Here is a 19,266-nt window from a genome sequence, read left to right as displayed (position 1 = left end):
ATGCAGCCGCGTTACGCCCTCGGATGGGCCTGGAGGTAGACCGCGGAAAGTCTGCGCGCATCCACGTGGGTGTAGCGCTGAGTCGTCTGCAAGGATGCGTGTCCGAGCATTTCCTGGACGCTGCGCAGATCCGCGCCTCCCAGGAGCATGTGCGTCGCTGCGGTGTGACGCAGCGCGTGGGGCGCCATATCAGGGACTCCGGCGCGCGCAGTCATCCGGTGGATCATTGATCGCACGATCTTCGGGTCGATCCTGGCGCCCTTCTCCCCCAGGAAGAGCGCGCGCAGTCCCGGGTCGGAGATGAAGGCAGGGCGTCCGATCTCCGCCCATTGGTTGATCGCCTGACCGCAGATGCGGGTAAATGGCACGACCCGTTCTTTATCGCCCTTGCCGAGGACGCGCAGCGTCATCGCCGAGTGGTCCACCGAGTCCAGATCGAGCCCGCATAATTCCGATACTCGGATTCCCGTTGCGTAGATCGTCTCTAGGATCGCCCAGTCGCGGATCGTGACCGGCGAGTCCGGCGTGCACGATGCCCTCGCGTATTCCATGAGGGTCTCGGCATCATCCGCAGCCAGCACACGCGGCAGACGCTGGTCCGCATGCGCTGAAACGAGGGTGAGTGCGGGATCGTGCGCAAGGACCCCATGTTCGAGCGCCCATGCGCAAAAACTCCGGATGGACGCGGTGCGGCGTGACAGTGTGGATCGCGACGCCCCATTATTCGCCTGGTGTCCGAGCCACAGCCTGATGCGCCTGGTCGTCAGCGCTGTGCGGATCCGGGCGGCCTCGGCATCGTCATCGAGTTCGAGGAAGGCGAAACAGGAGCGCACATCTGCGCGGTAGGCGCGCACGGTGTGATCGGACAGCCTTCTGAGGTGCCGGAGCGAGTTCACCCACTCGGCAAGTGGCGCGCGTTGAGACATGGCCTCATCGTAGTCAGTGCGCCCGCCTCCATCCGTCAGGGTCCGCTCTGACGTGTCCGAGCAGTTCGAGCTGCCCCAGGGCGATGAGGCAGTCGCGTCGGCCCATCCCGGATGCACGAGTGATGCGGTCCAGGCCCGTCCCCCTGGACTTGGGCATCGCCTCCCATACTCGTCGCATGAGAGGATCGAGGGCCGCGACGCCGGTGTCCTCCTCATGGGGCGCGCCGAAGAGCGTCTCCTCATCGGGGATGAACCCACTGCGGATCAGTTCGAATGCGTCACGACTGTCTCGGATCAGTGTGGCCCCATTGCGGATGAGGTCGTGGCATCCCGCTGATGCCGCCGAGTGGACGGGCCCGGGGACTGCTCCGACCGGTCGGGATACGTCGAAGGCGCGTCTGGCCGTCGCCAGGGCTCCGGATCTCATGCCCGCCTCAACGACGATGCTCGCATGGCCCAGTGCTGCAATGATTCGGTTGCGCCCGAGGAAGCGCCATTTCGCTGGCCTCCACAACGGCGGTAATTCTGAGATGAGTGCTCCCCCGGCCTCGATGATCCTGTGGAACTCCTCGTCATGACTGGCCGGATACAGGTGGGCGAGTCCTCCCGCCATGATGGCAAGAGTGCTCCCTCCCGCCGCGAGTGCGCCCCGATGGGCGGCGATATCGATGCCGAAGGCTCCGCCCGAGATGATGGGGACTCCCGATTGGGCAAGTTCGGCACCCATGTCGAAAGCGATCCTCGCACCCGACGGGGTGCACGCCCGTGCTCCGACGAGGGAGATGCCCCGGCGGGTGGGCATGGTCCCGAGGAGCCACAGTCCCACCGGCTCGTGGGCTGCGAGCAGGCGCAATTCATCGGGCCACTCGGGATCGGCGGGAATGATGAAGCGGGCTCCGATCTGCTCGGTGAGGGCGATGAGTTCATCGATGTCGACGGCTGTGGCGCGCGGATGCCAGCGCTCCCACGCGGCATCCCATCCGCGCTCGCGACCGCCCAAGGAATCGGGCAGCGGGCCGGGCGATGGTGCGAGTGCCCACCGGCACGCCTCGTCGTCACCCAGTGCTTCTCGGATCGCGACCTGGTGGACGTCTTCAGGCTCGATCACCGCCGCCCACCACATCGCAGCCTCGCGGGCGTTACGCGCCGATCTGAGCATGGGGTCCTCCTGTTCGCAGGGCGAGTGCTCGCGCGAGGTCCTCACCGTCGGGAGCGGCCCGACCGGCGAGGTCGGCGAGGGTCCACATGAGTCGCAGGACTCTGTCGGCTCCGCGCATGGTGAGGACATGCGCCTCCACTGCGGAGTCGATTCTTTCGACGAGTCCCGCATCGATTCCGGACTGCGCGCGGATCCACGGTCCAGGGAGTTCGGCGTTGAGCGTCCACCCACTTCCGGAGAGGCGGCGGCACTGACGGGCCCGAGCCTCTGCAACCCTGTCGCGGACCTGCGCAGAGGTGATGGTCGCTTCCGAGCGCGTCAATGCGCGACTGGGGGTCTTCACGGCGACGGTGATGTCGATGCGATCGAGGAGGGGGCCCGATAGGCGGGACATGTAGCGCCTCTTCTGAATCGACGAGCAGCGACATGCCGCATATCCGCCCATCGCCCCGCACGGACATGGATTCGATGCGAGGAGGAGTTGGAAGCGGGCGGGATAGGCAGCGTGCGCGCGGGAGCGGTGGATGTATATCCACCCCTCTTCAAGGGGCTGGCGCAAGGAGTCGAGAACGCTCGGTGAGAACTCGGCGGCCTCGTCGAGGAAGAGCACTCCGCCGTGTGCGAGAGACACGGCCCCCGGAGTCGCAATGCCATTGCCTCCCCCGATGAGCGCGGGCGCGGTAATCGAGTGGTGCGGCGCCTGGAAGGGCGGGGTGCGCAGCAGGCCGCCCTTGTCGGGCAGCATCCCCGCGATTGAGTGAAGGGCGCTGGCAGTCAGCGCGGTCTCGTCATCCAGGGGCGGTAGGATCGTCGGCATCCGGGAGGCGAGCATCGTCTTGCCCGATCCGGGTTCACCGATGAGGAACAGGTGGTGGCCGCCAGCTGCCGCCACTTCGAGTGCCTCGATCGCCTCCCTCTGGCCGCGCACGTCGGCGAGGTCGTGAGCGTAGTGCGGGGCTGCACCGACAGGCGCCTTCTCGGAATGCGGCGGGGACTGAGCCATCAGAGGCGCCGGGCGCCGGGCGCGTCCGCCCGCCCATTCGACGACATCGGCGAGGTGGTCGAAGCCGAGGACGTCAATCCCGGTGACGAGGCGCGCCTCGTCCTCGCTCGCGGAGGCGACGATCGCTCGGCGCATGCCGAGCCTTCTCGCAGCTGCGACTGCAGGCAGTACTCCGCGCACGGCGCGTAATCCGCCGTCGAGCCCGAGTTCGGAGATGAGGACTGTCGCCTCGAGGGGCTGAGCGGGGATAGCCCCGGATGCGACGAGCAGGGACAGTGCGATGGCGAGATCGAAGCCCGAACCTGATTTCGGCAGTCCTGCGGGTGACAGGTTGACGGTGATGCGAGAGTCGAGGACCTCGAGGCCGCATGCCTGGACGGCGGAACGCACCCGGTCCTTCGATTCTCGCAGCGATGCGTCGGGCAGTCCGACGAGGGTAAGGGATACGAGGCCGCGTCCGACATGGGTCTCCACCGTGACGATGTGCCCGTCCAATCCGACGAGGGCGATGCCTGATGTGGCCGCCAGGCGCGATTGCGTCATGAGATCGCCTTCGTCCAGTCGACGCTCGCTCCCATCGTGCGCAGGTCCAGGGGATCAGCGGCCCGGGCGAGTGGCTCTCGCACCCTGGCGGGCGCGAGGATCGTGATGGCATCGAGTCGCGGCCGCAAGCCGAGCGGGTGTGCCGCGCACCATGCGCCCGCGAGTCGACGCAGCTTCGCGACCTTGACGGGGTCGATGGATTCGAGGGGTGTTCCGTGGAAGACGCCGGTGCGGGTCCTCACTTCGACGATGATGGCGGTGCACCCATCGGTCGCGACCAGATCGATCTCACCGTGTCTGCCATTGCGCCAGTTCTGATCGATGATGCGCAACCCGTGTTCTTCCAGGATGCGGGCGGCAGTATATTCGCCGGAGCGACCGAGCATTGCGCGGTGACGTGTTGCGTGCATGGCCCCAGGGTCGCTGTTGTCGTCCCCGTGCAACAGTGCCTCCCCCGTGATCTGTGGATGGATCACGGGGGCGCTAGCGACTGTGGACGACGCGCGTCAGGGAATATTGAGTTCCGGCTTGGACAGCTCCTCGACGTTGACGTCCTTGTAGGTGATGACGCGCACGGACCTGACGAAGCGCGAGGAGCGGTAGATGTCCCACACCCATGCATCCGTCAGCGTCAACTCGAAGAAGACATCACCGCCGACGGGTCTGGCCTGCACATCGACTTGATTACACAGGTAGAAACGCCTCTCGGTCTCCACAACGTACGTGAAGAGCCCGATGACATCCCGGTACTCGCGGAACAGCTCCAACTCCAGTGTGTTCTCGTAGCTTTCGATATCGTCACTCACAGGGACATCATGCACGGTCGCACGGATTTCGGCATGCGCTCGGCGCGGCGCGCCACTGCTAGGGCAGGCGCCACGAGCGCCTGTGCCACCGACTCGGGCCGAGTCGGTGCAGGGCGTCGATATGGGCGGGTGACGAGTATCCCTTATTCGACGCCCATCCGTAGCCCGGGTCGTTGAGCGATGCCATGAAGGCATCGCGCTCCACTTTCGCCCGCACTGATGCTGCCGCGACTACCGAGCAGGAGGCGTCCGCCTTCACCTGGGTGACGACTTCTAATGCGGGGATCTGGGGAGCCTCGGGGCCGTCGAAGGCGGCGAAGAGGTCGTCAGGAGGGGTGAGCCAGTCGTACGTTCCGTCGAGGAGGACGACGCCGGGACGGATCCCCCGCTCAATCACGCTCCCCAGGGCACGCATGCCCGCCAGCCGCAGGGCCGCGGTGATCCCCCAGCGGTCGATTTCCTCCGCGCTCGAATAGCCGACCGTACAGTCCATGCCCCACTGCTCGACCAGCGGATACAGGGCCTCTCGCTTCTTCACAGTCAGGGCTTTCGAATCGGTGAGGCCTTGAGGAGGGTCGCCCTCGCCGCCCGAAACTATGCATACGCCGACTGCGACGGGGCCGGCGAGGGCGCCGCGCCCCACCTCGTCCATGCCGGCGACGATGCCGTGGGTGCGCACCAGTTCGAGTTCCCTCTCCCGAGTCGCGACCGGTGTCACGGGTTCGGAACCGATGCGAATACGTCGGGCGCGGATATGCCGAACCGGAATCTGTTGACGGGGAGGATCACCGCCGCCACCGTTCCGACGACGGAATCGACGGACACATAGGGGGTCTCTCCCTCTCCCATGTGGTAACGCGAGTCCGCGGAATTCCCGCGATTGTCGCCCATCACCCACAAGAAGCCCTCGGGGACGGTGGCGGAGAAGGAGATGGTGGAGGGCACCTGTCCCGCCGCGAGATAGGTCTCTGTGATTGGGGTGTCGTTGACCGTCAGGCGCCCGTCTGCGGTGCAGCATTCGACGCGGTCGCCGCCGACGCCGATGACGCGCTTGACGAGGGTCTGTTCACCGCCCGCCGGGACGACGCCGAGGAATTCCCCGGCTTTGGCAAGGGGGTTCGACGATTGGGTCGCAGAGGAGGAGAGCCACCCGAGATCGTCGTGGAAGACGACGACATCGCCGCGTTGGATGTCACCCGTCAAAGCGTGGATCCTAGATACCGCGATCTTGTCCTTCTCGACGAGAGTGTCGTGCATCGACGGGGAGGGGATCCAGAAGACCTGGACGATGAAGGCGCGCAGAAGCGAGGAGATGATGAGGGCGATGACGATGATGAGTGCCAGCTCCTTGAACCAACCCCACAGCCCTTGCGGTGCGTCCGCTTCGCCGTCGCGCCTCGACGGCAGGTGCGTAGGACCGATGGATCGCGCATGCGCGGGAGCTGATCCCGAGTCGGCCATGGTCTCTCCGTTCATCCTCTCCAGAGGGCCTTCATTGAAAGTGAGCCCGGCGCCTGGGGTACCGGGCTCACTTCGGTCATGCCGGGAGTGTCACTCAGCCTTGCTGGAACGGTACTCCTTGATCTTCGCAGCCTTGCCGTGCAGCTTACGCAAGTAGTAGAGCTTGGCACGACGGACGTCACCCTTGGTGACAATCTCGATGCGGTCGATGGTCGGAGCATGCAGCGGGAAGGTGCGCTCCACGCCGACGCCGAAGGACACCTTGCGGACGGTGAATGTCTCCGACACGCCATGTCCGCGGCGGGCGATGACGACGCCCTGGAAAACCTGGATACGGGAGTGGCTGCCCTCGATGACCTTCACGTGCACCTTGACGGTGTCGCCGGCGCGGAACGCCGGGATGTCAGTACGAAGGGAAGCAGCGTCGACTGCGTCCATCTTCTGCATGGTTACTCCTTGACGCACCCGCCGCAGGTCAGTCGCGTCTCATTCGGCAGGCAGCGCCTGCGGGTTGACTGCGATGCCGCCCTCCGGCGTCCCCCTGCGGCAGGTTCCGCCCAGCGGCATCAACGCCCCAGTGTCCCATAATCGGGCTCTGCCACCAAGCCCGTTGGGGGGATCGTCCGCTCAATCGACGGTGAATTTGCGCACGAGGACGACATCGACATTGTCGACCCCGCCAACCTGGAAGTGCCGCTGCCCCCCCCTTTTGAAACCGTGCCGCTTGTAGAAGCGCTGCGCCCGCGTATTGGAGATATGCGTTCCCAGGACGATCTGCGCCGCATCCGTGGCCGCCTGAGCGTCCTCGACGGCCGCCTCGAGGAGCGCGCCCGCCAATCCGCTCCCCCGCCAGTGCGAGTCCGCGTAGCACTTCGACAGGTACGCTGCGTTCTCGTCGATCGAGCGCAGGCGGATCATGTCCTCGGGCAGGTCGGCGCCTGAGACGAGGGTGAGGGTGTATCCCCCGAGCCGACCCGCGATTCCGGCGACGAGCACGCGGCATCCGGCGGGATCTCCGATATAGCGGGTGAAGGCCTCGACGCTGAGTTCTTCAGCGATGAAGGCGGCGATCGCCTCGGGGTCGATGCAGTCGGGGCAGGCGTCGGGGAAGGTCCTCGCGGCGAGTTCGGCGAGCGCGGGGGCATCGTCGATCCTCGCCGGGCGGATATCGATGCGGCTCGCACCAGTGTCGGTGAGGATCCATCCGCACCTGACGAGAGCCTCCCGATCGGCCATATCGAGCCGGTCGTGCTTCAGGGCGGCGACGAGGTCGGGCCTGCGGGCCGCGGTTCGCTCGAGGGAGCGGTTGCGCCGCCAGCGCTCGATCTCCTTGTGATTGCCCCCGAGCAGCACGTCCGGAACGTCGTGGCCGCGCCAGGAGCGGGGCCTGGTGTAGGCCGGGTACTCGAGGAGCCCGTCGGAGTGGGATTCTTCCGCGAGGGAGTCGGGGTTGCCCATGAAACCGTCGAGGAGTCGGCTCACCGCTTCGACGAGCACGAGGGCCGCCGCCTCTCCCCCATTGAGGACGTAATCGCCGATGGAATATTCGAGAACGCGGATGCCGCGGTTTCGATAATGGTCCGCCACCCGCTGATCGATGCCCTCGTAGCGCCCACAGGCGATGACGAGATGGTCCGACTCCCTGGCGAGATCCTCCGCGATCGCCTGGGTGAGTGGAACGCCCGAGGGGGTGGGGATCGCGAGGACACGCTCGCCTTGCAACCCGATATCAGCTGCAAGGATCTCGTCGAGGGCGGCGCCCCAAATATCGGGCTTCATCACCATTCCGGCGCCGCCGCCGTAGGGCGTGTCGTCGACGGTGCGGTGGCGGTCGTGGGTCCAGTCCCGCAAGTCGTGAATATGGACGTCAACGAGGCCGACGTCGTGCGCCTTGCCGAGGAGGGACAGTTCAAGAGGCTGGAAGTATGCGGGGAATATGGAGACGAGGTCGATCCTCATTGCTCTTCCCCACGGTCGTCCGCATCGATGTAGGAATCGTCGAAAAGTCCCGGGGGTGCGTCGATGGTCACGGTGCCGGCGTCGACATCGACGTCAGGGACGAGGGCGTACACGAATGGCACGAGGACCCTACCGCGGTCGGTCGACACGACGAGGAGGTCCTGTGCGGCGCCGAATCGGAGCCCTACAACCGTCCCCAGAGTTTCTCCCGAGACGGTGACGGCCATGCATCCATCAAGTTGATGCGGGTACCAGGCGTCATGCTCATCGTGCGCGTCAACAAGCAGGGCGGCGCCGCGAAGCGCCTCCGCCTCTTCACGCGTCGTTACTTCGCAAAAGGAGACGAAGACCCTGTCTTTGTGGACGCGTGTTCTGCTCACGGTCAATTCTCGAGGGGGCCGGGTATCGGCTTCAATGGCGCTGCCCGGACTCCAGACGTCCGGATCATCGGATCGGATATCCACGATCACTTCGCCTCGCAAGCCATGCGCGGGTCCGATGATTCCGGCCGTCATCTTCATTCGTGTGCCTCCTCGACGTGTCGCGCCCATTTCACCACAGGCGCCGCATTGGCGCATACGGCGCTGTGACGTGCGCAGGGGGCCCGGATGCCCGGGCCCCCTGCGCGTCCGTCTACACGGTCTTATTCGCGGTCGGTGTCGACGACGTCGATGCGAACCGGACCCCGCGTGGACAAGGCGCCCATGACGGTGCGCAGCGATCTAGCGGTGCGGCCATTGCGTCCGATGACGCGACCGAGGTCATCGGGGTTGACCCGGACCTCGAGAAGCCGTCCCCTGCGGAGTGAACGCGCCGTCACCGACACGTCCTCCGGGTGGTCCACAATGCCGCCGACCAAGTGTTCGAGCGCATCTGCGAGCATGATCAGGCTTCCTCGTCGGCCCCGTCGGCTGCGGGTTCGACGGCTTCTTCAGCAGCCTTCGCCTCAGCAACGGCCTTCGCCTCGGCCTTGGCCGCTGCCTGGCTCGCCTTGGACTTCTCGGCCTCAGCCTCAGCGGCCTTCACCGCCTCAGCGGCCTGCACAGCCTTGTCGGCCTCGGACACCTCGACGCGGGACACCGCGTCCTTCTTGCCGTGGAACTTGGCGATGTCGCCGGTCAGCACGAGAAGGTTACGGACCGGGTCGGAGGGCTGGGCCCCCACGCCGAGCCAGTACAGTGCGCGCTCGGAGTCGATACGGATAACCGAGGGGTTCGGCTGGGGATCGTAGATGCCCAGTTCCTCAATGACGCGACCATCGCGCTTCTTGCGCGAATCGACGACGACGACGCGGTAGGCGGCGGCATGGGTCTTGCCCACGCGCTTCAAACGGATACGAACTGCCACTTGAGTGGTCACTCCTGATTCTCAACGGTGTGGAGCGCAGGCATCACCGGTGGGAACACGGGTCTGCGATTGCTCCGGGACACGACCATGGGAGGCGAGAGGGTCCTCGAATGACCGGGTACAGCCATACATTCTGCCATGAAACGACGAGTCCTCCCCAATTCATCGTGAACTATCCCGCGACGATGCCCGTGGAATCGGTCACGAAACGTCGACGCTGCCTGTTTCGCGTCCCGCGAGGATGATCCGGGAAGGCGAGGCGATGAGCGACGCATCGCCCCGGGGATCCTCCCAGTAGATGAGGAGATCGGCGGGCGCCCCTTCGAAGAGGGAGGGCAGGTCGAGGGCGCGGCGGGTGCGCCATGTGGCGATATCGATGATCTCAGAGGCGGGCACTCCGAGCTGCGACCACAGGGCGAGTTCTGAGCCCATCGTCCCGTGTGCTTGATAGCCTCCCGAGTCGGTGCCCATGACGAGGGTGACGCCCGCATCGCGCAGCATTGCGAAATGCTCGCGTCGCCCCTCGTACATGCGCATCATCGTCGACGCATACGCGGGGTACTTGCGCCCGGCCTGTGCGGCGAATCCGGAGAAGAGTTCCGCCTGCAGTGCAGTGGGGGTCACGATGATGCCCCGGCGTGCGGCCTCGAGCGCCTGATCCTCATCCATCCCCGTCCCGTGTTCGATGTCGTCGACTCCCGCCTCGAGGAGCGAGTCGATGACGCCGTGTCCGAAGGCGTGCACGGCGACGCGCGCCCCGGCCTCGTGAGCCGCTGCGACCGCATCCGTGAGAGCCTCTCCGGGCCACAGCGGATCGAGGTCGGAGTCGGCGCCCTTCGAGCGGTCGATCCAGTCTCCGACGAGTTTCACCCACCCATTCGAATCCTCCGCTTGGCGCGCGACCTCGTCCGGGAGGTCGCGCGGATCCTCCACCTCGACGGGCAGTCCTCGCAGGTAGCGCATGGGGCGGGCGATATGGGCGCCCGACCTCACGACGCGCGGGAGGTCGTCGCGCTGATCCGCCCATGATGTGTCCAGCGGCGATCCGCAGTCGCGCAACGCAAGGACGCCGGTGCGGCGCTGTGCCAGCAGGTGGCGCTCCTGTTGGGCACGATCGACCGGGCCGTCAGCTCCGATCGCGATATGCGCATGAGAATCGGCGAGGCCCGGGATCGCGTAACCCGACATATCAGCCGTTTCATTTCCGTTTGCGCGGCGGATGATCCCCTCGTCGATGCGCCACGCGCCCTCCACCCATGACGAGTCGGCATCGGGGGCTTCGGCCCACAACAGGCGGCCGGTGAAGATCACCTCATGCCGCCGAGCATGCGCTTGATGTCGTCGGGCAGGTCATCCATGGTGGGGCGTGCCGCAGAGGCGGCGGGCTCGGCTGAAAAGGCGGATCCGGGCGCTGTCCCCTTGCGCTGCTCGGGGGGAAGGAGGGCTTCGAGTTCCTGTTGGCGCCTCTTCGCAGGATTACCCGATTTGCCGGCCTTCTTCATCTTCCTGCGGTCGGACTGTGCCTTGCGGGCGTTCGCCTTCTGCTTTGCGCGACCTCCCTGACCGGGGAGGGCCCCCATCCCGGGCATGCCGCCCATTTGGCCCATCTGCCCCATCATCGTCTTCGCCGCTTCGAAGCGTTTGACGAGTCCGTTGACCTCAGCGACGGTCGTTCCCGATCCCTTCGCAATGCGCATGCGGCGCGAGCCGTTGAGGATGGACACGTCTTCGCGCTCGGCGGGGGTCATGGAGCGGACGATCGCTTCGACTCGATCCACTTCCCGCTCGTCGAAGTTCTCGATCTGCTCGCGCATCTGCGCAGCCCCCGGAATCATCCCGAGCATCTTCTTCATCGAGCCGAGTTTCTTGACCTGCTGGAGTTGGGAGAGGAAGTCGGCCAGCGTGAGTTCACCGGACATGACCTTGGCGGCCATCTTCTCCGCCTCTTCGGCGTCGAGACGCTTTTCGGCCTGTTCGATGAGTGTGAGGACGTCTCCCATGTCGAGGATCCGGCCCGCCATCCGGTCGGCGTGGAAGCGCTCGAAGTCGTCAACGCCCTCACCGGTGGAGGCGAAGAGAATGGGTGCGCCCGTCACGCCGCGCACCGACAGCGCGGCACCGCCGCGCGCATCGCCGTCGAGTTTGGACAACACGACACCGGTGAAGCCGACTCCGTCGCGGAATGCCGTTGAGGTGCTCACCGCGTCCTGACCGACCATGGCGTCGAGGACGAACATCACTTCGTGGGGGTTGACGGCGTCGCGGATGTTCCTCGCCTGCGTCATCATCTCCTCGTCGATGCCGAGGCGCCCGGCGGTATCGACGATGACCACATTCGTGCCGGTCTCGATGGCGCGCGCGAGGCCCGAACGCGCCACCGCAACCGGGTCTCCGATACCATTGCCGGGCTCGGGCGCCCACACCTGGACGCCCGCCCTCTGTGCAACGACCTGCAGCTGTTGGACAGCATTGGGGCGCTGGAGGTCCGACGCCACGAGCAGAACGGTCTTGCCCTCTTCGCGCAACCACTTGCCGAGTTTCCCGGCCAGCGTCGTCTTACCGGCGCCTTGGAGGCCCGCGAGCATGAACACCGTGGGTCCGCGGTCCGCGAAGTGGAGTTCACGGGTCTGGCCGCCGAGGATCTCGACGAGCTCGTCGTGGACGATGCGGATGACCTGCTGGCCGGGATTGAGCGCCTTCGAGCGGGCGGCTCCGTAGGCCTTCTCACGGACCTCGTTCGTGAACTGGCGGACCACGGGCAGCGCAACGTCGGCGTCAATGAGGGCGCGACGGATCTCGGAGATCGTCTGGTCGACATCGGATTCTGTCAGGACGCCGCGGCTGCGAAGCTGCTTGAAGGACTGGGTCAACCGATCGGATAGATTCCCGAACACTGAGGACTCCCGTGGTGTGTGGATGAGGGGCGCGCCCCTGGGGACTGTCACCAGCCTATCGCAGGATCGACCTCCCCTGTGTGAGCGGCCCGGAGCGATCAGGCGTTGACGATGGCGTCGACGAAACCAGCGGGGTCGAAGGGCGCGAGGTCATCGGGGCCTTCGCCCAAGCCGACGAACTTCACGGGGACTTTGAGTGCGCGCTGCACGGACACGACGATCCCGCCCTTGGCCGAACCGTCGAGTTTCGTCAGTACGATGCCCGTCACACCGGCGACCTCGGCGAAAACCTCCGCCTGCTTGAGGCCGTTCTGGCCAGTGGTGGCGTCGAGGACGAGGAGAACCTCATCGACCGACGCCTGCTTCTCCATGACGCGCTTGACCTTGCCGAGCTCGTCCATGAGAGTGGACTTCGTCTGGAGCCTGCCGGCGGTGTCGACGAGGACGACGTCAACGCCGCGCTCAGCGCCCTCGCGCACAGCGTCGAATGCGACCGACGCGGGATCCGCGCCCTCGCGCTCGGATCGGACGACATCGACGCCGACCCTTTCGCCCCACGTGCACAGCTGATCGGCTGCGGCGGCGCGGAACGTGTCCGCCGCGCCGAGCAGGACAGTCTTATCCTGCGCGACGAGGACGCGGGCGAGCTTGCCGACCGTGGTCGTCTTGCCGGTACCGTTGACACCGACCATGAGGACGGTCGCCGGTAGGCGGCGCCCATTCTCCTCGTGGGGGTCGAGGTGGAGCGAGCGGTCCATCGACTCGTCGACGAGGGCAAGGAGCTCGTCAGCAAGGAGCTCACGGATTTTCGCGCCATCGCGTGTGCCCTCGATGGCGACTCGATTCTTCAGCGACTCCATGAGGGTGTCGGTGGCGTCGAGTCCGAGGTCGGCGATGAGGAGGGAGTCCTCGATCTCCTCCCAGTCCGCGGCTTCGAGGTCGCCGCGCGACAGGACTCGGACAATGGCGCGGCCAAGGGCTCCGGAGCCCGCAAGGCGCGACCTGAGGCGCCGCATGCGCGACGGCAGTGATTCGGGGACGTCTCGGGAGGGTTCTTCGGGGGCGCCTTCTTCGACGGGTCCGGCGGGCGCCTCAGCCTCTTCGACCGATTCGCCGGTTGGTTCTTCGGGCTCCTCGATGGATTCGGCGGGCTCGTCGGCGGGGCCCGCACTGGTCGGCTCAAGGTCTTCCGCAGCGTCGGGCGCGGCCTCGACGGGCGCGGATGGCATGGCCGTGGGGGTGGGGGCCGAGGGCGTCTTCGACCTGTGCACTGCCCACACGACTGCCGCAACGAGGGCGAGGAGAACGACGATCGATGCCGCCAGTACGAGCGGGTCTGAGAAGAGGGAAACGAATGCGTCCATGGGGTTCATCATCCCCCATGGACGCATTGCGATGCCAGCGAGAGCCGGAGCGGCTCGTCACACCGGCCTCATTGCCTCTCCGATGATGAGGCGCGCTTGTCTTGGAGGGCTTCGATCTTGTCGGTGACGATTTCAATGCGATCGACGCCCGGCAGGCGGTCCGCATCGAAGTAGGCGGACATGGTCGTCGTGGCTTCACTCATGAGAGTCTCGAGGGAGGCCTCAGTGGGGCTGACCTCGGGTTCCCCATCCGTCGGCTGTGGCGCGGTGAGTTGCTCGTTCTGCTCGCGCAGGTGGGTCTGCCATGCCTGTGCGGGCCTGCGCATGAGTGCGAGCACGACGATGACGCCGATCGCCAAGAGGACGATGACGATCAGTAGGAAGAACATGACTGCGAATCCCTCGACCATGTGTCTATCGTCCATCCTCGTGCATCGATCCGCTAGCAGCGCCCAGTGCGTTGCCCATATCGTGAGAGATGTCGGACAGACTTAGTCGAGATAGTCGCGCAGCACCTGGGACCGCGAGGGGTGGCGCAGCTTCGACATGGTCTTCGACTCGATCTGACGGATCCGCTCACGGGTGACGCCATACACCTTGCCGATCTCGTCGAGGGTTTTGGGCTGGCCGTCCCCCAGGCCGAAGCGCATCGACACGACGCCCGCCTCGCGCTCGGACAGGGTGTCGAGCACGTGGTGGAGCTGCTCCTGCAGCAGTGTGAAGGAGACCGCGTCCGCGGGGACGATCGCTTCGGAATCCTCGATGAGGTCGCCGAACTCGGAGTCGCCGTCCTCGCCCAGCGGCGTGTGCAAGGAAATCGGCTCGCGCCCGTACTTCTGGACCTCGACGACCTTCTCCGCGGTCATATCGAGCTCCTTGGCAAGCTCCTCCGGGGTGGGCTCGCGCCCGAGGTCCTGCAGCATCTGCCGTTGGACGCGGGCGAGTTTATTGATGACCTCGACCATATGCACGGGGATGCGGATGGTGCGGGCCTGGTCGGCCATGGCGCGGGTGATCGCCTGGCGGATCCACCACGTCGCGTAGGTGGAGAACTTGTAACCCTTCGTGTAGTCGAACTTCTCAACCGCGCGGATGAGGCCGAGGTTGCCCTCTTGGATGAGGTCGAGGAACTGCATTCCCCGGCCCGTGTAGCGCTTGGCGAGAGAGACGACGAGTCGCAGGTTGGCCTCGAGGAGGTGGTTCTTCGCCTGCTGGCCGTCCTGAGCGAGGAAGTGCAGTTCGCGACGCTCCTTGGAGGTCATCGTCTCGGCTTCGTTCTTGAGCTTGTACTCGGCGTAGAGTCCGGCCTCAATGCGACGGGCGAGGTCGACCTCCTGCTCGGCGTTCAGCAGCGATACCTTGCCGATCTGCTTGAGGTAGTCCTTGACCGGGTCAGCTGTCGCACCGGCAACGGTGACTTGTTGGACGGGCTCGTCCGTCTCATCGGAATCGGAGACGACGAAGCCGCCCTTGACTTGGATCCCGGCGGAGGTGCGCTCGCGCAGAGCCGCAGCGTTCTTCGCCTCGTCGGCCTCTTCTTCGGACTCCTCCTCGCCGGAGTCGTTCTCTTCCTCAGCGGCTTCGACCTCTTCGCTCTGCGTGATGTCCTCGTCCGTGGGCTCGATGTCCTCGTCGGGGGCATCCTGCTCGTCAGTCGGCTCGATGGCGTCCTCTGCGGGAGCCACTTCCGCTGCCTTCGAGGCCTTCGCCGTCCGCTTCTTTCGAGCCGGCTTCTTCTTCACGGGTTCGGCGGGCTCCGCTGCAGCGTCCTTCTTCTTCGTGCGACGCGGAGCGGCGGACGTCTCCTCAGCGGCATCGACACCCGTAGTCGTCTGTGCGGCCCTTTCCTTTACGGCTGTCTTCTTGCGCGACGCAGCCCTCTTGCGGGCGGGCCTGGCGGCTTCAACGACCTCGGCTGATGCATCGGCCTCTACTGTCTTCTTCCTACGGGATGAACCTTTGGCAGTGCTTGATGCAACCACACCTGTGCCTTTCTCAGAAGACGGGAACAATAGACCGAGCGCCGGACGCTTGGCACGCACTGCGAACAATTATAGTCGAGTCCGCCCAGTTTTCCCGACGAAGAACCCAGGCCCATCACCGAGCAGGTGGCTCATGTCACCTTCACGGCCCACTCGCGCGGTGAGAGTCGCCACATGGTCGCCCCGTACCCCTAGGCTGGGGCACATGACTGATCTCAAGGAGAGGCTCACCGTACTGCGCCCCCGTATCGATGCGGCCACCGATGACGCCCTCGCCTCCCTGGTCCGCAGGCTCGACCCGTCGATCGGTTGCGACGACTTCATCGACACGTGCATCCGCGCGACCCGTTCGGGCAAGCGCTTCAGGGGCCTGCTCGCCCACGTCGGGGCGAGCCTGGCGGGCGGCTACGCTGTGGAGGAGGCGCCCGTCGCCGACCTTGCGGCGGCGCTTGAACTCTACCAGGCCAGTGCACTCGCCCATGATGACCTCATCGATCATGCACTGACGCGCCGAGGCGCCCCCACCCCCCACGTCCGGCTCACCGGCATCCACCGGGACCACGGTTGGATCGGGTCCTCAACGAATTTCGGCGCTGCAGGGGCCGTCCTCGTCGGTGACATGCTCTTCTCCGCCGCCGAATACGCGATGGGCCGCCAATGCGCGGCACTCGACGCGCTAACCGCGACACGGCTTCTCGACCGCTACACGATGATGCACGCTGAGGTCGCCCTCGGTCAGTACCTCGATGTGCGAGCGGAGCATCTCCCCCTCGATGCCGATGACCCCGATTCCTTGAGGGCCGACGATGCGATGAAGGTCATCGTCCACAAATCCGCGCATTATTCGATCGTCTACCCGGCACTGCTCGGGGCGATCGCAGCGGGAGGGGAGGACGAGCTTCTCGCATCCCTGTCCGAGGTGCTCACGCCGTGGGGAATCGCCTTCCAGTTGCGCGACGACGACCTCGGAGTCTTCGGCGATCCGGAGACCACGGGAAAGCCAGCCGGGGACGACCTGCGTGAGGGCAAGCGCACGGTCCTTCTCGCTCTCACGTGGAAACGCGCCGACGAGGACGAACGCACACTCCTCGCCCGCGTCCTCATGGGTGCCTCGGTCGGCGGGCCCGATATCGCCGACGCGACCGACGTCATTGACCAACGCGGCCGAGCCGCCCATGAAGGGCTCATCGATTCCCTCGTCAATGAGGGAACCGCAGCCATGGAGCACCATCCCTTCACCGAGGAGCACCGCGAGCTGCTCGGCGAACTCGCCGCCATCATTACCGCGCGCTCCGCTTAGCCGCGACGATTCGCGACCGGTGCGCGGGATTCAGAACGCGAGGGCGGAGGCGATGGCGTTGACCCGGTGGTGTCGCCCCTTGAGCAGAGCCTCCATCGGCGTCTCCTCCAACTCGTCCTGCATCGTGTACAGCCAATGAGCCGCTTCCTCCGGCGAGTACCCGTCGTCGGCGAGCAGCGTGAGGGTGCCCTGCAGGTTCACCAGGGGCTCCCACCCGTTCTCGCCCTTGACGAGTATCTCCCGAGGGATTCCTCCTCCCGATTCAGCGGGCATAGTGAAGAGGATACGATCTCGGATCAGCTGCTTGATCCGACGGGGGTCAACGCCCAAGAGGCGCGCCGCCTCTTCGACGGAGTAGGTCTCGGGGAAAACAGTCATGGAGTCAGCCTAAACCACTGCCGATGTGCGATCGAGCGGGAGAGCGCCGCCGGAGCCGCGGGCGCGCCGAGTGCCAGACGCGCCCGCGGCACTCCCCTCCCCTACAATCCCAGACGTGGCAGAACACGACTTAGAGCCGACAGGCGATGAGATCTCAACGCGGCAGACCGTTCCCCTATCGGCTCTTCCGCCGCTGCCCGATGCCCCGGATGCGGATGAATCGGCTCCCGCTTTCCAGCCGATCGACCCCATGATCGGGCTCGTCGTAGATTCGCGCTACCGGATCGAACGCCGCCTCGCCCGAGGCGGGATGGCGACCGTGTACGTCGCCCACGACGAGCGCCTCGAGCGTCCAGTCGCCCTCAAACTCATGCACCCCCACCTCGCAGAGTCCGCGGACTTCGTGCAGCGTTTCCGCCGCGAGGCGCGCTCAGCCGCTCGTATCCTCCACCCCGGCGTCGTCTCCGTCTTCGATCAGGGAGTCGTCCACGGTCAGGGATTCCTCGTCATGGAGCTCGTCGACGGTCCCAACCTGCGCACACTGTTGCGCCGACAGGGCGCCTTCACACTCGAACAGAGCCTTCGTTACACCCGCGATGTCCTCGACGCCCTGCGTGCAGCGCACCGCGTCGGTGTAGTCCACCGTGATATCAAACCCGAGAACGTCCTCGTTCCCGCAGACCCCCCGGTGAGGGTCACCGACTTCGGCCTGGCCCGCGCAGCATCCGAAGTGTCGATGTCGACGACCGGGACCATGCTCGGCACCATCGCCTATATAGCGCCGGAAGTCGCCTCATCGGGTGGAATCGACGCGCGGACCGACCTGTACGCGGTCGGTATCATGGCCTACGAGATGCTCACGGGCCACGTCCCCTGGGAGAGTGAGAATGCCCTGCAGATCGCCCAGCACCACGTCAACGATTCGATCCCCCTGCCCTCCGAATCTGAACCGTGGATCCCCCGCGAGGTCGACGACCTCATCGCCTCCCTCGCCGCGCGCAACCCCGATGAGCGCCCCCAGGACGCCGATCACGCTCTCGACCTCGTGGCGAGGGTCATTGCAGCGATCCCCGCGGATGTGGGCGCCATGCGCGCCGAGGTCGAACCCCAGGAGTCTGGAACCCAGACCGTCGCATGGAACTCCCGCGGCGCCACAACCGCACTTCCCGCGCGCATCCCCGCCACCTCTGAAACCATCGTCCACGCATCGGGCCACGTCCCCGCGCCGATGGAGCACCCCTCCAAGACGAAATCCAAAGTCGGCAAGATACTCGCCCTCATCGCGCTGCTCCTCATCGCGGGCGGCCTATCCGCGTACTGGTGGTGGAACGCATACGGACCGGGCTCCTACCTCACCATGCCGCAGACCACCGGGCGCTCCGCCAATGCCGTGGAATCCGACCTCAAGGCGATGGGCCTGGAAGTCCTCATCGAAGAGGACTTCTCGGACACCGTTGCCAAGGGGGTGGTGATCGAGACGGATCCCGCAGGGGGCGAACTCGTCCACCGGGATGCCGACGTGCGCCTCATCGTCTCCCTCGGCGTCGACATGCGCACCGTACCCTCACTGGTGGGCATGGCCAAGGACGAGGCGGTGCGAGTGCTGACGGCGGAGAAACTCGCCATAGGGACGACGAGCACCGAATACTCGGAAGAGGTCGGAGAGGGGCTCGTCATCTCCCAGTCGATCGACGCCGACGAGTCGGTCCCCCATGACACTCGCGTCGACATCGTCGTGTCGAAGGGGCGCGAGCCCTTGAAGGCGCCCGACCTGTCGGAGATGACGGCGGAGAGGGCGCGCGCGGCGATCGAGGCCCTCGGCCTCATCGCCAAGCCGACTGAGGCGTTTTCGGATTCCATCGCCGCGGGCTCGGTCATCTCCCAGGAGACGGCCGCCGATACGGTCCTCCACAAGGGCGACGAGGTCACCTACACCGTGTCGAAGGGACCTGAGATGGTGCAGGTCCCCGATGTGACGGGCAAGTCGGAGTCGGAGGCGACATCGATCCTGGAATCCACCGGTTTCGAGGTGCGGGTGGCGCGCGTCCTCGGAGGGGTCTTCGGGACGGCGCGCTACACGGATCCCGAAGCAGGTTCATCAGCGAGGAAGGGGTCGATCATCACTCTCTACGTCGTGTGATCCA

At 65.8% G+C, this 19,266-nt stretch carries 20 protein-coding genes; 2 read left to right on the top strand and 18 right to left on the bottom strand.

What is annotated here, in order from left to right:
• Window positions 1–11 precede the first annotated feature (11 nt).
• The 17 genes from BQ7471_RS05210 to BQ7471_RS05130 all read right to left on the bottom strand — a co-directional run bounded on the left by BQ7471_RS05210 (window position 12) and on the right by BQ7471_RS05130 (window position 15,444).
• Complete coding sequence (locus BQ7471_RS05210) at window positions 12–926, bottom strand: tyrosine recombinase XerC (RefSeq protein WP_076464750.1); 915 nt, start codon at window positions 924–926, stop codon at window positions 12–14.
• Window positions 927–939: 13 nt separating this feature from the next.
• Complete coding sequence (gene dprA / locus BQ7471_RS05205) at window positions 940–2,085, bottom strand: DNA-processing protein DprA (RefSeq protein ID WP_076464748.1); 1,146 nt, start codon at window positions 2,083–2,085, stop codon at window positions 940–942.
• The gene (locus tag BQ7471_RS05200) at window positions 2,066–3,631 is read right to left on the bottom strand and encodes a YifB family Mg chelatase-like AAA ATPase (RefSeq protein ID WP_083663275.1); all 1,566 of its coding nucleotides are present in this window, start codon (window positions 3,629–3,631) and stop codon (window positions 2,066–2,068) included. The genes dprA and BQ7471_RS05200 overlap by 20 nt, the downstream gene beginning before the upstream one ends.
• Window positions 3,628–4,041 carry a YraN family protein gene (locus tag BQ7471_RS05195; RefSeq protein ID WP_076464745.1) on the bottom strand — a complete coding sequence of 138 codons (414 nt, stop codon included), beginning with the start codon at window positions 4,039–4,041 and terminating at the stop codon, window positions 3,628–3,630. The genes BQ7471_RS05200 and BQ7471_RS05195 overlap by 4 nt, the downstream gene beginning before the upstream one ends.
• A gap of 96 nt (window positions 4,042–4,137) precedes the next feature.
• Window positions 4,138–4,437 (bottom strand): DUF2469 domain-containing protein, encoded by a 300-nt coding sequence (locus BQ7471_RS05190; protein ID WP_076464744.1) that lies wholly within the window; start codon window positions 4,435–4,437, stop codon window positions 4,138–4,140.
• A gap of 58 nt (window positions 4,438–4,495) precedes the next feature.
• Window positions 4,496–5,089 (bottom strand): ribonuclease HII, encoded by a 594-nt coding sequence (locus BQ7471_RS05185; protein WP_083663387.1) that lies wholly within the window; start codon window positions 5,087–5,089, stop codon window positions 4,496–4,498.
• 62 nt (window positions 5,090–5,151) lie between these two features.
• A complete protein-coding gene (gene lepB, locus BQ7471_RS05180) occupies window positions 5,152–5,898 on the bottom strand; it encodes a signal peptidase I (protein WP_076466175.1) in 747 nt (248 codons plus the stop codon).
• Window positions 5,899–5,988: 90 nt separating this feature from the next.
• Window positions 5,989–6,345, bottom strand: coding sequence for a 50S ribosomal protein L19 (rplS, locus tag BQ7471_RS05175; protein ID WP_076464741.1), 357 nt, complete (start codon window positions 6,343–6,345; stop codon window positions 5,989–5,991).
• A gap of 180 nt (window positions 6,346–6,525) precedes the next feature.
• Entirely contained in the window at window positions 6,526–7,857 is a 1,332-nt protein-coding gene (gene trmD / locus BQ7471_RS05170) for a tRNA (guanosine(37)-N1)-methyltransferase TrmD (RefSeq protein ID WP_076464739.1), read from the bottom strand.
• Window positions 7,854–8,378, bottom strand: a complete 525-nt coding sequence (rimM, locus tag BQ7471_RS05165; protein WP_076464738.1) for a ribosome maturation factor RimM — start codon at window positions 8,376–8,378, stop codon at window positions 7,854–7,856. The genes trmD and rimM overlap by 4 nt, the downstream gene beginning before the upstream one ends.
• Window positions 8,379–8,500: 122 nt before the next feature.
• Entirely contained in the window at window positions 8,501–8,740 is a 240-nt protein-coding gene (locus BQ7471_RS05160; RefSeq protein ID WP_076464736.1) for an RNA-binding protein, read from the bottom strand.
• Window positions 8,741–8,742: 2 nt separating this feature from the next.
• Window positions 8,743–9,204, bottom strand: a complete 462-nt coding sequence (gene rpsP / locus BQ7471_RS05155) for a 30S ribosomal protein S16 (RefSeq protein ID WP_076464735.1) — start codon at window positions 9,202–9,204, stop codon at window positions 8,743–8,745.
• A gap of 201 nt (window positions 9,205–9,405) precedes the next feature.
• On the bottom strand, window positions 9,406–10,515 hold the full coding sequence (locus tag BQ7471_RS05150) for an amidohydrolase family protein (RefSeq protein WP_076464733.1): 1,110 nt from the start codon (window positions 10,513–10,515) through the stop codon (window positions 9,406–9,408).
• Complete coding sequence (gene ffh / locus BQ7471_RS05145) at window positions 10,512–12,098, bottom strand: signal recognition particle protein (protein WP_076464732.1); 1,587 nt, start codon at window positions 12,096–12,098, stop codon at window positions 10,512–10,514. Before ffh ends, BQ7471_RS05150 begins: the two co-directional genes overlap by 4 nt.
• Before the next feature lie 98 nt (window positions 12,099–12,196).
• Entirely contained in the window at window positions 12,197–13,462 is a 1,266-nt protein-coding gene (gene ftsY, locus BQ7471_RS05140; protein WP_083663274.1) for a signal recognition particle-docking protein FtsY, read from the bottom strand.
• Between the two features lie 68 nt (window positions 13,463–13,530).
• Entirely contained in the window at window positions 13,531–13,872 is a 342-nt protein-coding gene (locus BQ7471_RS05135) for a hypothetical protein (RefSeq protein ID WP_076464729.1), read from the bottom strand.
• A gap of 81 nt (window positions 13,873–13,953) precedes the next feature.
• Window positions 13,954–15,444: an RNA polymerase sigma factor gene (locus BQ7471_RS05130; RefSeq protein WP_205408257.1), complete on the bottom strand. Its 1,491-nt coding sequence runs from the start codon at window positions 15,442–15,444 to the stop codon at window positions 13,954–13,956.
• A 205-nt stretch (window positions 15,445–15,649) separates the two neighbouring features.
• On the opposite strand from BQ7471_RS05130, the gene BQ7471_RS05125 reads away from it, so the two are divergent.
• Window positions 15,650–16,744, top strand: a complete 1,095-nt coding sequence (locus tag BQ7471_RS05125; protein ID WP_076464727.1) for a polyprenyl synthetase family protein — start codon at window positions 15,650–15,652, stop codon at window positions 16,742–16,744.
• A gap of 30 nt (window positions 16,745–16,774) precedes the next feature.
• On the opposite strand, the gene BQ7471_RS05120 is transcribed toward BQ7471_RS05125, so the two are convergent.
• Window positions 16,775–17,122, bottom strand: a complete 348-nt coding sequence (locus tag BQ7471_RS05120; protein WP_076464726.1) for an Rv2175c family DNA-binding protein — start codon at window positions 17,120–17,122, stop codon at window positions 16,775–16,777.
• A 250-nt stretch (window positions 17,123–17,372) separates the two neighbouring features.
• Between BQ7471_RS05120 and pknB the strand changes: the two genes are divergently transcribed.
• Complete coding sequence (pknB, locus tag BQ7471_RS05115; protein WP_076464724.1) at window positions 17,373–19,262, top strand: Stk1 family PASTA domain-containing Ser/Thr kinase; 1,890 nt, start codon at window positions 17,373–17,375, stop codon at window positions 19,260–19,262.
• Window positions 19,263–19,266: the final 4 nt, after the last annotated feature.

This window comes from Actinomyces mediterranea (assembly GCF_900155595.1).
Classification (GTDB): domain Bacteria; phylum Actinomycetota; class Actinomycetes; order Actinomycetales; family Actinomycetaceae; genus Pauljensenia; species Pauljensenia mediterranea.
This window is presented reverse-complemented; position numbering and strand designations above follow the sequence as displayed.

Bases quoted from the DNA above. Each gene is read 5' to 3' on its own strand.
- BQ7471_RS05210 (WP_076464750.1), bottom strand. From the start codon at position 926: ATGTCTCAACGCGCGCCACTTGCCGAGTGGGTGAACTCGCTCCGGCAC.
- dprA (WP_076464748.1), bottom strand. From the start codon at position 2,085: ATGCTCAGATCGGCGCGTAACGCCCGCGAGGCTGCGATGTGGTGGGCG.
- BQ7471_RS05200 (WP_083663275.1), bottom strand. From the start codon at position 3,631: ATGACGCAATCGCGCCTGGCGGCCACATCAGGCATCGCCCTCGTCGGA.
- BQ7471_RS05195 (WP_076464745.1), bottom strand. From the start codon at position 4,041: ATGCACGCAACACGTCACCGCGCAATGCTCGGTCGCTCCGGCGAATAT.
- BQ7471_RS05185 (WP_083663387.1), bottom strand. From the start codon at position 5,089: ATGGACGAGGTGGGGCGCGGCGCCCTCGCCGGCCCCGTCGCAGTCGGC.
- lepB (WP_076466175.1), bottom strand. From the start codon at position 5,898: ATGGCCGACTCGGGATCAGCTCCCGCGCATGCGCGATCCATCGGTCCT.
- rplS (WP_076464741.1), bottom strand. From the start codon at position 6,345: ATGCAGAAGATGGACGCAGTCGACGCTGCTTCCCTTCGTACTGACATC.
- trmD (WP_076464739.1), bottom strand. From the start codon at position 7,857: ATGAGGATCGACCTCGTCTCCATATTCCCCGCATACTTCCAGCCTCTT.
- rimM (WP_076464738.1), bottom strand. From the start codon at position 8,378: ATGAAGATGACGGCCGGAATCATCGGACCCGCGCATGGCTTGCGAGGC.
- BQ7471_RS05160 (WP_076464736.1), bottom strand. From the start codon at position 8,740: ATGCTCGCAGATGCGCTCGAACACTTGGTCGGCGGCATTGTGGACCAC.
- ftsY (WP_083663274.1), bottom strand. From the start codon at position 13,462: ATGGACGCATTCGTTTCCCTCTTCTCAGACCCGCTCGTACTGGCGGCA.
- BQ7471_RS05135 (WP_076464729.1), bottom strand. From the start codon at position 13,872: ATGGTCGAGGGATTCGCAGTCATGTTCTTCCTACTGATCGTCATCGTC.
- BQ7471_RS05125 (WP_076464727.1), top strand. From the start codon at position 15,650: ATGACTGATCTCAAGGAGAGGCTCACCGTACTGCGCCCCCGTATCGAT.
- BQ7471_RS05120 (WP_076464726.1), bottom strand. From the start codon at position 17,122: ATGACTGTTTTCCCCGAGACCTACTCCGTCGAAGAGGCGGCGCGCCTC.
- pknB (WP_076464724.1), top strand. From the start codon at position 17,373: ATGATCGGGCTCGTCGTAGATTCGCGCTACCGGATCGAACGCCGCCTC.